Here is an 11519-nt window from a genome sequence, read left to right as displayed (position 1 = left end):
TCCTCTCGCAATGGCTTTTCGACCAGGAAAATGCAAAAGACATGACCAGTATAAGAAACAGGTTTTCCATCAAGACCGGAGAGAAATCGATTGCCCGCGCATTGCGTATTCTATCTCAACGAGAGAGATGTGTCGGTGCTTACCTGCGGGGGATATGGTTCGTTTCCCGCCTATTCCGGGGCCGGCGTCTTAACCAATCGACCTGCTGCAACCAATAACAGGAATAATGGCCCTCTACCGCTGGGGCTTTACCATATTCTCGATCGACAATGTGGGGGTCGGCTGGGTGTCGTCAGGGACCATGTCGGTGATTTCTTCGCGGGCACCCATCGTCAGGACTGGTTCGCCCTCTACCGCGATGATGGCGTCATAGACGATCAGACATCGATCAACGGTATCAGACGCGGGGCTTTCCGGCTGCATCCAGTCGGCTTCTGGGGGATCAGCAAGGGATGCATCACGCTGCCCGACGCCCATGATTTCTATCGCCTGCGCGAGATCCTGCTCGCGCAGGCTCCTGCCTATCTGAACGGGATGCGGTCTTACGGGACGCTGGAAGTCAAATGAAAGCGCTCATCACCCTGCCTGTCGCCGTTTTTGTCTATCTTGTTCTGGGCAATGCAACCCATCACTATTTTGCCTGGTCGGGCCGAAGCTGGAAGGTGTTATCGCCCGTCTTTTATGTCAATGACGCTCTCGGTCTGGACCTGAGTCAGGCCAGTATCATCATGGCGACCATGATGCTCGTCAGCCTTATTCTGGCCTATGGTATCGTGACGGGGCTTGGCGCGCTGATGCGCCGCCGCCGCGGCTAGATGGTATCGGATGCATAAGAAGGTGGGATGGATCTCGACGGATCGAGGCACCAGATGTTTTGTCGAATCATGGTCCTTTGCTGCGCAGGAAAACCAGACAAGCCACGCGCAGCGCCGAGGCGAGCGGGCGTTCCGGTGGGCGCGTCGCATCGATGCTGGCGATCAGTGAGGCGAGGGAATTTTCTGCGCTCATCTCTTCCAGAACGGCCCAGAATTCAGGCTCCAGAGCGATGCTGGTGCGATGGCGTGACAATGTGAAGCTGCGTTTGACAAGATCACTCATTCGTCGCGGCTTCCTGTAATTCGGTTTCTGCCCATGCGGCAGCGTCAGCGACAATCGGGCTTTCGTCCTGCGTCAGATGCGCGACCAGGGGCAGATGCGCGCGATCACCGGAATTCCCGAGCGCTATCAGAACGTTCCGGACGAAGCGGTTGCGCCCGATGCGCTTGATGGGCGAGCCGGAGAAAAAGCTGCGAAATCCGGCATCGTCCAGCCGGACCAGATCGTCCAGCTTCGGTGCCATGAGATCGGCGCGGGGTTGAAGCTTCATATGGCGTGAGGTCGCAGCGAAACGGTTCCACGGGCAGGCATTGAGGCAGTCATCACAGCCATAGATGCGATTGCCCATGGCCTTGCGGAATTCGACCGGGATCGGCCCGTCATGCTCGATGGTGAGATAGGCGATGCAGCGCCGCGCATCGAGCGCATAGGGGCGCGGAAAAGCATCGGTCGGGCAGGCGGTCAGGCAGCGTGTGCAACTGCCGCATGACCCCGCGCGTGGTGATGACGGGATCAGTTCGAGCGTGGTGTAGATTTCACCCAGAAGCAGCCATGATCCATGGTCGCGTGAGACGACATTGGTGTGCTTGCCCTGCCAGCCAAGCTGAGCCTGCTCGGCCAGAGGCTTCTCCATGACCGGCGCGGTATCGACAAAGACCTTCACCTGTGTGCCGTCGCCACCGACATCCTGACGCACCACGAACTGCGCCAGATGTTTGAGCATGCCTTTGAGCACATCGTGATAATCGCGATGGCGGGCATAGACCGAGATCGTGCCCGTGTCGGGTTGGTCGAGTGTTTCGGCGGGGTCGGCTTCAGGCGCATAGGACAGGCCAAGCGAGATCACGCTGCGTACCTCGGGCCACAGGGCCTTGGGGTCGCCGCGTTGGTCGATGCGCTGTTCCATCCAGCTCATCGTGCCGTGCCGCCCGTCTTCCACAAACTGCTTCAGGCGCGCGCGGGCTGCCTCGGGCAGGGAGGCATCGCAGAACCCGATCGCATCGAAGCCGAGATGCCGCGCATGGTCGGCGATGCGGTCTTCGATGCTTTTGCTCATGGGGTGGGAGGCGTCATGGAGCGGGCGGCCAGTCCGGCTGGGGGAATTCGTCCTGTGTCCAGTCTCCGGCACCCCAATCCGCGCGCAGGGCACGCGCTTTTTCCGGCAGGGTACCATCGACAATGGCAACCCGTATCTGGCGCATCAGCCGCTGGTAATAGGCCAGATTATGCCATGTCAGCAGCATCGGGCCGAGAATTTCATTGGCACGGAAGAGGTGATGCAGATAGGCGCGGCTATGGCGTGAGCAGGCCAGACAATCGCAATCGGGGCTGATGGGGCGGTTGTCTTCTGCATGGCGCGCATTGCGCATATTCAGCGTGCCGCGCTCGGTATAGGCGCGCGCCGTGCGGCCTGCGCGCGTGGGCATGACGCAATCGAACATGTCGACGCCACGCTCCACACCGCCCAGCAAATCATCGGGCGTGCCCACGCCCATGAGATAGCGCGCATGGTCCTGCGGCAGGAGTGGTGTGGTGAAATCGAGTGTCGAGAACATCAGCTCCTGACCTTCGCCTACCGCGAGACCGCCAATGGCATAGCCCTCGAAGCCAATATCGGTCAGGGCCTTCGCCGAGCGGGCACGCAGATCGCGCTCCGTGCCACCCTGCACAATGCCGAACTGGCCATAGCCGGGGCGTTGCACGAAGGCCTCGCGCGAGCGCGCCGCCCAGCGCATGGACAATTCCATCGAGGATTCGAGGCGCTCTGGCGTGGCGGGCAGGGCAGGGCATTCATCGAAGCACATGGTGATGGTGGCATCGAGCGCATGCTGGATATCGGTGCTGCTCTCAGGCGTCAGGCGATGCTTGGAGCCATCGATATGGGAGTTGAACGTCACCCCGTCCTGATCAAGCTTGCGCAGCGCGCCAAGCGACATGACCTGAAACCCGCCTGAATCGGTCAGGATCGGGCCTGACCAGTCCATCATGCGATGCAGGCCGCCCATCTTGCGCACGCGCTCGGCGCCGGGGCGCAGCATGAGGTGGTAGGTATTGCCCAGAATGATACCCGCACCCGTCGAGCGCACGGCATCCATGGTCATGGCCTTGACCGTGCCCCCCGTGCCCACCGGCATGAAGGTAGGGGTCGGGATCGTCCCATGGGCGGTGTGCAGATGGCCTGCACGTGCCTGCCCGCAACAGGCCTCGGCCTTCCACTGCATTTTCGTGGCGGATTCGGTCATGGGGCGCGGTCCAGCAAGCAGGCATCTCCATAGGAATAAAAGCGAAAACCCTCGGCAATCGCATGGCGATAGGCGTCGCGCATTGTCTCGGTGCCGGCCAGCGCACAGACGAGCATGAACAGGGTCGAGCGCGGCAGATGGAAATTGGTCATCAGCCTGTCCACCGCCCGGAAACGATAGCCGGGCTTGATGAAGATGGAGGTCTCGCCCTCCCACGGATGCACGATGCCCTGCTCATCTGCAGCACTTTCGAGCAGGCGCAGGCTTGTGGTGCCTACGGCCACGATTCTCCTGCCGCTGGCGCGGGTGTCGTTGATGAGCTGCGCTGTCTGGGCATCGATGCGGCCCCATTCGGCATGCATCTTATGGCTGGCAATCTCATCACGTACGGGCAGGAAGGTGCCCGCTCCCACATGCAGGGTGAGGGTGTGACGCTCCACGCCGCGTGCATCGAGCGCGGCCAGGACCTCGGGGGTGAAATGCAGCCCCGCCGTGGGGGCCGCGACGGCGCCCTTATGGCGCTCGAAAATCGTCGCGTAGTCGCTGTCATCCTGCGCGGTCGGGCCGGTGGGGCGGTCGATATAGGGCGGCAGGGCCAGCACACCGGCCCGTTTGAGGAAGTCGTCGAAGGCCTCTCCTTCGGCCGAGAACCGCATGGAGATCGCGCCATCGCCCTCATTCTCGACGACCTCGGCCGTGACAGGATCGCTGCCGAAATGCAGCGTGTCGCCGGGCCTGAGCTTGCGGGCATTCTTCGCCAGCGCGTGCCAGCTGCCATCGCTCAGGATACGGTCGAGGGTGATGCCGATTTTTGCCTCGCCGCGTCGTGCAGCAAGCTGGGCGCGTATGACGGCTGTGTCATTGGCCACTAGCAGATCGCCCGGCTCCAGCAGGGAGGGGAGGTCGCTGATACGCGCCTCGCTCAGGGGCTGGCCAGCGGCCACGCGCAGCAGCCGCGCTGAATCGCGCGGTCGGGCGGGTTCCAGGGCGATATTCTCGCGCGGAAGATCGAAATCGAAATCGGATATCTGCATGGGCGGCCCGGTTTAGGCCAGAACCGCCCGTCAATGCCAGACTAAATCAGGCGTTTTGCTATGGGGCCGTCATCGGGCTGTGCTGCTGCGGCAGGAACCTGTGCAGGCAGCGGCGTATGCCCGTATGCCTTCCGTATTCGCGCCTCGGAGTTTTGTCCTCGTTCTGGCCCGGCGCGATACGCGTTACATCGGCTCAATACGCCCGGGCGCTACTGTGACAGGGCCGGTTGTCTGGACCGGCACATTGTCTGAGCGACTTGCGGCTCCGGAGGCGCATGGCCCGTATCGGGTCCGGTCATGCCATGTCGCCCCGGGCAGAGCTTGAGGTGATCGATCAGCCAGCGTCCTGCCGGGCCGGGGGGCTCTGCCGTAGGGTAGACCACCGTCATGGGCATGGCCGAACCGCCGGGCGTGAACCCATCCATTTGCAGTTCCACCAGACGACCCGCTTCGAGATCGGCGCTGATGCTGTGCACCGGCATGCCGCCCCAGCCAAGCCCGCCAAGAAGAAAATGATGCTTCGCATACAGGTCGGCCAGACGCCATGTGGCGGGTGAGAAGATACCGCGCTCGCGCCCCGCGGAAAGATCGGTCCGGTCGGTCAGGACCAGTTGCACGTGGCGCGCCAGTTCTTCCTTGGGGATCGGGCCGTCATGACGGGCAAGGGGATGCTCCGCCGAGGCCACCATCATGAATCGGATGTCACCCAGCGCCTCCGAGGAAAGGGCATCGGGCAGATCGGGCAGGGGGCCTGCAATGCCGATCTGGGCGCGTGACTCGAGAATAGGCTGAAAGACCCCGCCCAGCGCCTCGACATAGAGACGCAGCGGCGTCTGGGGAAAGGTCTCGCGAAATCCGCGCGCCACGCGGGTCATTCGGTCCATGGGAAAGAAGACATCCACCACCACGGAAAGCTCGGGCTCGATGCCCGATGCCATGCCATAGGCACGCGCCTTCATGTGATCGACGCCCATGACGATGCCGCGCGCATCGGCAAGCAGGGTCTGGCCCGCCTTTGTCAATTGGGGATAGCGCCCCATACGGTCGAACAGGGCCACGCCCATCTGGGATTCCAGTGTCGCGATCATTTCGCTGATCGCAGGCTGGGAGCGTCGAAAGCGCCTGGCTGCTGCAGAAAAGCTGCCATCATCGGCTGCCGCGATGAAAACACGGAGCTGATCGAGCGAAATCCGGTCCAGCATGATCCCCCCATCCATAGTCCAGAGCGATACTATCCATCGGAAGATATCGAGTGTCGAGATGGGTTAACGTATGGGACGGTATGCGGGAACAGCAGGTTGACGCCCTATCACGCGGTTTTCCTGCTCCCCTATTAGGCCCTTAAACAGAGAGCGCCCGTCATGAAAATCCTTCATATCGATTCCAGCATTCTCGGTGACAATTCTGCCAGCCGTGCCCTGACGGCCGAGACCATCGCCCATCTCAAGGCAGCCCATCCCGAAGCCGAGATCACCTATCACGATCTGGCCGCTCATCCGATCCCGGATCTTTCGGCCGGTCATGTGGCCGCGCGTTTCGGCGCGGAGGTGACCGATGAGGCAATCCAGGCCGATCTTGCGCGAGGCAACGCCCATGTGGAGGAACTTCTCGCCGCCGATATCGTGGTGATCGGCGCGCCGATGTACAATTTTACCGTTCCTGTTCAGCTCAAGAACTGGATCGACCGTATCGCGGTAGCGGGCAAGACCTTCCGCTATGGTGAGAACGGTCCCGAGGGGCTGGTGCCCGGGGGCAAGAAGGCGGTTCTGATCTCGACCCGCGGCGGCAATTATACGCCGGGCACTCCGGCAGCGCCGATGGACCATCAGGAGCCCTACATGACGGCTGTATTTAGCTTCATCGGACTGCGCGACATAACCTGGATCCGCGCTGAGGGACTGAGCCGAGGCGCAGAGGCCCGTGATGCGGCCATGAGTGCGGCCAAGGCCGATATTGCTGCGTTGACACTCTGACCCAGTTCGAAACGAAGGAGCTCTTTTCCATGAACAAGACCATTCTCGCCAGCGCCGCCCTTTTCGCGGCTCTCGTCTCTGTCCCGCACGCTCACGCGCAGAAGGGCGGCACGCCTGACCCCAAGGCGGTTCAGGCGGGCAGTTACAGCATCGAGCCCTATCATACCCAGGTCGAGTTCACGCTCCTGCATATGGGCTTCACCAATTTTTCAGGCTTTTTCTCGCAGGCCTCAGGCACGTTGACCCTCGATCCGGCGCATATCGACGCGACGAAGCTGGATGTCACCCTGCCCATCGCCTCGGTTCAGACTACTGTGGGCAAGCTCGATGGCGAGCTGAAATCCGCAGACTGGTTCGACGCCGAGAAATTCCCCACGGCCCATTTCGTCTCGACACGCGTCACGCGCGCCGGAAGCAGCATGGCGACGATCACGGGCGATTTGACCCTTCATGGCGTGACCAAGCCCGTCACCTTCAAGGCACGTCTGATCGGGAGCGGCGTTAACCCGCTCGACAAGAAGGAAACGGTCGGGTTCGAAGGCAGCGCGGTAATTTCACGCAGCGCGTTCGGCGTTTCGCGTTATGTGCCGCTGGTGGGCGACCAGGTAACGCTGCACATCGCCGGCGCTTTCGAAAAAGCCTCCTGAACTCGTAACGACAATCGCCTCCGGGATGGCCGCACTGGCCGCCATCCCGGGGTGGGGCAATCTTATCCCGCCATAGCGCAGTCAGGATCAGCTATCGCTTCGACGTATCCTGGCGTTTCCTCGATTTTCAAGGACAGAAGCGAGGTTTCGAGGCTGGCGTTGGTATCGAGCGACAAGTGCCCCATGCCGTCGGTCCAGCGGCTCGGCCCTCCCTCGATCTCGTGCCATCCTTCCATGACCGGGTTCTGTAAATGGCTGGTGAGAGAGACGGAAGCTCTGGGCGAATAATGCATGATCTCAGCGATCTTGACCCCAAGTCGGCGTCGATCGTCTACAAACGGACCGATGCTGTCGCAGGGGCGTCCGGTACGGGAGATGATCCGCACTGACGCGACTCCGGGCGGCAGACGGAACACGCAAATCTGCCCGTTCCAGCGCAAAGGCTTGAGCAAATCGCCCTTGTCCGTAGCCAATGTCAGACGGGAATCATGCGAGATCTGGCGCAAGCCTGCCAGATGCACACCAAACAGTTCGGAAGCGCGCTCGGCGATTTTGCGATAAAGTGGCTCGATGGCCTCCCGTCCGGTTTCGAGAGGCGCCGCACCATCTGTCTTCCAGGTCTTCCCGGCTGGGGCTTGGCGTAGAGTTGCGAAGCGCATCGCCTCACCTGTGTCGAGAAAACTCTCGGTCTCGACGCCATTGGCGATGATGATCGCATGCTCTTCGAGCTCGATATGGTAGTAATCGTAAACGGGACGTGTCGTATCGTAGGTGATCGTGCGGTCATTGACGAGCATGCGGACCGGCACGAATTTGCCTTCCAGAAGGAGGCAGTGCTCAGCCGTCACGAGCAGATCTGTATGCGGCGTGTTATCGCTCAACGCGCCTGCGCAAATCCGCACGGGATAACCCGACTGATCGACCGGAAGATGCGGCTGCAGCATGTTCTGCTCGCGCTCGATTGATCGGGCCGGACGATAGACAATTCCGTCAGGTGTGACACAGGCGATCGGGTCGCCCGGCTGAAGCTTGTCGACCGGAACCTCGCCATGTTCTGTCTGAATCAGCGTCCCCCTCAGGAAGCACGCCGTTACTGTCGTGTGATTGGCCCAGAGAACGCCCCCGTTTGCGACGGCAGGTGTGTTGATGATGGCTCCCCATGCACCTGACATGGCTCCACCGGAGCCGATCTGCGGATTATCGACAATGGCGCCACTGTGAATCAGGGCAGGATCCTGACCATAGATCGTGTTGTACCAGGTGTCGTTGATGGAATGGCCACCCGGATAGATGTTGGTCGGGATGGAATCAAACAGGTTCTCGCTCGAGGTTCCTCCATTATAGACCGTGAAGCCGCCGTCACGAATGTAGGAATGGGTGAGTGTTCCCCCGTTTGATACGTAGATATTGACCGCATATCCCGAGAGATTGGACGCGACAGCGCCGCTCTGCACATAGATTGTCGCACCGTTGGCCAGCGCTACGGGTGCGCGAACTATGGTATTATTGCTGAGATAGACTGTAGCATTCCCCATCTTCACAGCCGACCAGACACCTTGAAGTCTGGTACCCGTCGAGGGGGCCGGTACATCGGGGATGATGACCTCGCGGCCGAAACCGGCATAGGTGGTCAGGTTGCCTCCCGAGCTTACAGTGACGTCCCCCTGAATGGTCACGCCCTTCTGGATATTGATGACAGCCCCATTGCCGCAGGTAATGTCGCCGACGGTAGCCCCGGAAAGAATATTGATTCCGTCCTCACCGTATCCGCTGTTGTACCAGGTATCGTTCAGCGATGTACCGCCAGAGTAAATATTGGTGGGAATGGAATTGAGAAAATTCCCACTTGTTGCGCCGCCCGCATAAGTCGTGAGACCACCGTCAATGATTGTGCTGTCCGCGAGCATGCCGCCACTCGAGACATAGATGTTGACCGCGTAGCTGTTCAATCCGGAAACCACGGCGCCATTCTTGATGTAGACCGTGGTCCCGACGGCCAATTCCACAGGAGGAAGCAGACTGGTGTTGTTGCTCTGAAAAACGGTTGCACCGTTCATACTCACTGCGGACCAAACCCCGCTGATTTTTGTGGTCATGAATATCCATCCGGAATATGTGTGGCAGCTGTCGTTATGTTTTTAATAAAGAAACAAAATAGACAGAAGAAAAAAGGAAAATCCGCAACATATATCGAATAACGCGATATATTATCGGTAATGCGACATATGGGAGAAGCATAGATAAATTTTGTATATGTTTGTCAAACGTAAATATTGTTGTTTTATAAATTTATATGGTAAATTTTCTATAACATTTTTTGTTATGAAACTATTATTATATAATATTGCCTTGTTTTTTTATGAAGAGTCGGAAGTTTCTCTATCGACGTCAGAGAATGCAAATCTCCGGCAACTGCTTTAGAAGGAGGCAGCGAAACATCGGAGAAACTTGCATGTCCTACGCTGCTCTCGACGCACTCCGCGTTGCCAAAGCTTCAAAATCTGCTCTGACCGCGTTGGGGCAGGTCAAGGAGCAGTCCGAGACTCATCAGCGCAAGACTATCATGGTCGAGCGTATTGAAGCGCTCGCCAGCGCCGCTGCAGAAACGACCCTGCCCGGGGGCGGTCTTGTGACGCTGACGTCAGAAGAGTTCTGGCTGATCAGTAAAAACTGGTAACTTCGAGGCGCGCGTGAGCGGGATTTCCCGGAGGCCGGCTTGTCCGCTCTCGTGATGCCGAGGGATTGCGCGCGTCCTCATAGCCCTTCCGAGAGAGCCAAGCTGTCACCCGGGAGGGCTGCTTGCAGACTTCGAGGAAACATACCTTGAGGCGATTGAGGAAGCAGGCCGCACGCTAGACGCGGTCCGATCAGAACCGCCAGACGGTTATCATCTTGTATGACCCTGACCGGATCGGGCCGATCCGCACGCAATCGGTTGGAGGACCTGGCGCACGCGAAAACGCGCTTCGGGGAGTGTCTGATCCTGACTCGATCTTCCAGCGCCGGGGCGTTCAGCCCTGATAAGAGGCGATCTCGATGAGGTTCTGATCCGGGTCATGAATATAGACCGAAGTGATCGGCCCGAGCGCTCCGATACGGTTCACCGGTCCCTCGATGATGGCCACGCCGCATTTTTCCAGATGGCGTATGATATTTTCCGAATCGATTGCCGTGGTGAAGCACAGATCGCTTACCCCCGGAGCCGCTTTCCCGGCTGTGGTCCAGCCTTCTGAGTCCAGCGGGCGCAGATTGATCTTCTGGCCGCCAAAAGAAAGCGAGACGCGGTTGTTGCGGCCATATTCCTCGATTTCCATCCCCAGAACGCGCTGATACCAGTTGGCGGAAAGGGCGCGGTCACGAACCGTGAGAACGATATGGTCGAGGCGATCGACGGTAAAACGCATGAGGTCCGGACTTTCGCTGACAGGGGCCTCACTGTTCAGTATCAGTGTTCCGCCCCGCCTGACTAGAGACCTCCGCTCTCTCACCCGGCAGGAAGCGCATGAGCGATGTGGCGATCATTGGGGCCACTGCGATCAGCACCATGAAGCGCGCGATCTGCATGGCCATGACAAAAGGCACATCGATGGGTGTCGAGGCGGCGATGATGGCGATCGAGTCCGCGCCGCCGGGGCTGGTGGCCAGATAGGCGCTCAGCAGATCCACATGAGCGATCCGCGCCAGCGGCCAGGACAGGAGCGCGCATCCTGCAATGAGCACGCATGTCGAGAGCGTGACGGCTGGCAGGGCGCGCCAGACGTGGCCCAGTACGTCACGGGTGAAGCGTCGGCCGATCATCCAGCCGATGATCACATAGCTCGGGGCCAGCATCCATTCGGGCAAGGTATAGCGGAGCCCCAGAAAGCTCTGGCACAGCACCCCCAGCGCCAGACTGACCAGAAGCGGCGCGGCACCCAGACGCAGGAAGGGGGTAATGACTGCTGTGAGCGCCACGATGATGAAACACGGCCAGATCGGCAGATGTAGGTCGGTAGGGAAAAGTGGATGCGCCCCATGCGAGGACACCACGATATGCGAGACGATCGAGGTGGCGATCGTGACAAGAAAGACGCGCAGATAGACCATGAACGCCACGAGGCGCTGATCGGCACCATAGGACTCGCAGAGGAGCGTCATGGCGGTTGCGGCACCGGGGGACGAGCCCCAGAGCGCGACGCTGCCGGGCATGACGCGCAGCCGGGCGAGGACCCAGCCCAGAGAGAAGCTGATCAGAATGACCGAAAACACCCCTCCGAGAAAAATGGCCCAATGGCTGACTACCTCGCGCAGGACGCGAAGTGTCAGGGAATGGGCCATCAACTGGCCGATGATCGACTGGGCAAGGGGTGGCAGGCGCCTGTCGAGCGGTATGCTGCCTCCCGAGACCGCAACGATGATGGCCGCAATCATCGGGCCGATCAGCAGGGCCGCAGGCAGACCGGCAACAAGCAGTCCTTCGGCGAGCACGGCCGAGAGCAGCGTGAGAATGACGAGGATACGTATCGCATTCTTCATGGCCCCTGCCTT

13 protein-coding genes are annotated in these 11519 nt (G+C 60.0%); 5 read left to right on the top strand and 8 right to left on the bottom strand.

The window, feature by feature from the left end; genetic code table 11:
• The first annotated feature begins 129 nt into the window (after positions 1-129).
• Positions 130-567 carry a DUF2778 domain-containing protein gene (locus AA0535_RS04030; protein WP_264814600.1) on the top strand — a complete coding sequence of 146 codons (438 nt, stop codon included), beginning with the start codon at positions 130-132 and terminating at the stop codon, positions 565-567.
• On the top strand, positions 564-815 hold the full coding sequence (locus AA0535_RS04025; protein ID WP_264814599.1) for a hypothetical protein: 252 nt from the start codon (positions 564-566) through the stop codon (positions 813-815). The genes AA0535_RS04030 and AA0535_RS04025 overlap by 4 nt, the downstream gene beginning before the upstream one ends.
• Before the next feature lie 67 nt (positions 816-882).
• Here AA0535_RS04025 and AA0535_RS04020 read toward each other — a convergent pair whose 3' ends face one another.
• The 5 genes from AA0535_RS04020 to AA0535_RS04000 form a co-directional block, all read right to left on the bottom strand.
• Positions 883-1098 (bottom strand): ribbon-helix-helix domain-containing protein, encoded by a 216-nt coding sequence (locus tag AA0535_RS04020; RefSeq protein WP_127100596.1) that lies wholly within the window; start codon positions 1096-1098, stop codon positions 883-885.
• Positions 1091-2152 (bottom strand): tRNA epoxyqueuosine(34) reductase QueG, encoded by a 1062-nt coding sequence (gene queG, locus AA0535_RS04015; RefSeq protein WP_264814598.1) that lies wholly within the window; start codon positions 2150-2152, stop codon positions 1091-1093. Before queG ends, AA0535_RS04020 begins: the two co-directional genes overlap by 8 nt.
• A gap of 13 nt (positions 2153-2165) precedes the next feature.
• A complete protein-coding gene (gene tgt, locus AA0535_RS04010; RefSeq protein ID WP_264814597.1) occupies positions 2166-3338 on the bottom strand; it encodes a tRNA guanosine(34) transglycosylase Tgt in 1173 nt (390 codons plus the stop codon).
• The gene (queA, locus tag AA0535_RS04005) at positions 3335-4372 is read right to left on the bottom strand and encodes a tRNA preQ1(34) S-adenosylmethionine ribosyltransferase-isomerase QueA (protein WP_264814596.1); all 1038 of its coding nucleotides are present in this window, start codon (positions 4370-4372) and stop codon (positions 3335-3337) included. Before queA ends, tgt begins: the two co-directional genes overlap by 4 nt.
• Before the next feature lie 209 nt (positions 4373-4581).
• Positions 4582-5574, bottom strand: a complete 993-nt coding sequence (locus tag AA0535_RS04000) for a LysR family transcriptional regulator (protein ID WP_264814595.1) — start codon at positions 5572-5574, stop codon at positions 4582-4584.
• A gap of 159 nt (positions 5575-5733) precedes the next feature.
• Here AA0535_RS04000 and AA0535_RS03995 point away from each other — a divergent pair, with 159 nt between their 5' ends.
• On the top strand, positions 5734-6345 hold the full coding sequence (locus AA0535_RS03995; protein WP_127100586.1) for an FMN-dependent NADH-azoreductase: 612 nt from the start codon (positions 5734-5736) through the stop codon (positions 6343-6345).
• 29 nt (positions 6346-6374) lie between these two features.
• Positions 6375-6992, top strand: a complete 618-nt coding sequence (locus AA0535_RS03990) for a YceI family protein (protein ID WP_264814594.1) — start codon at positions 6375-6377, stop codon at positions 6990-6992.
• A 62-nt stretch (positions 6993-7054) separates the two neighbouring features.
• Here AA0535_RS03990 and AA0535_RS03985 read toward each other — a convergent pair whose 3' ends face one another.
• Complete coding sequence (locus AA0535_RS03985) at positions 7055-9088, bottom strand: Hint domain-containing protein (RefSeq protein ID WP_264814593.1); 2034 nt, start codon at positions 9086-9088, stop codon at positions 7055-7057.
• A 356-nt stretch (positions 9089-9444) separates the two neighbouring features.
• Here AA0535_RS03985 and AA0535_RS03980 point away from each other — a divergent pair, with 356 nt between their 5' ends.
• Complete coding sequence (locus AA0535_RS03980) at positions 9445-9669, top strand: hypothetical protein (protein WP_264814592.1); 225 nt, start codon at positions 9445-9447, stop codon at positions 9667-9669.
• Positions 9670-10003: 334 nt separating this feature from the next.
• Here the strand turns inward: AA0535_RS03980 and AA0535_RS03975 are convergent, their stop codons facing one another.
• Both AA0535_RS03975 and AA0535_RS03970 read right to left on the bottom strand, forming a co-directional pair.
• Positions 10004-10396 (bottom strand): VOC family protein, encoded by a 393-nt coding sequence (locus AA0535_RS03975; protein ID WP_127100577.1) that lies wholly within the window; start codon positions 10394-10396, stop codon positions 10004-10006.
• Between the two features lie 28 nt (positions 10397-10424).
• Entirely contained in the window at positions 10425-11507 is a 1083-nt protein-coding gene (locus AA0535_RS03970) for an AbrB family transcriptional regulator (RefSeq protein ID WP_264814591.1), read from the bottom strand.
• Positions 11508-11519 lie beyond the last annotated feature (12 nt).

The organism is Asaia krungthepensis NRIC 0535 (assembly GCF_025995175.1).
In the GTDB taxonomy this organism is placed as follows: domain Bacteria; phylum Pseudomonadota; class Alphaproteobacteria; order Acetobacterales; family Acetobacteraceae; genus Asaia; species Asaia krungthepensis.
Note: the sequence above shows the minus strand (reverse complement) of the source record. Positions and strands in the feature narration are given on the sequence as shown.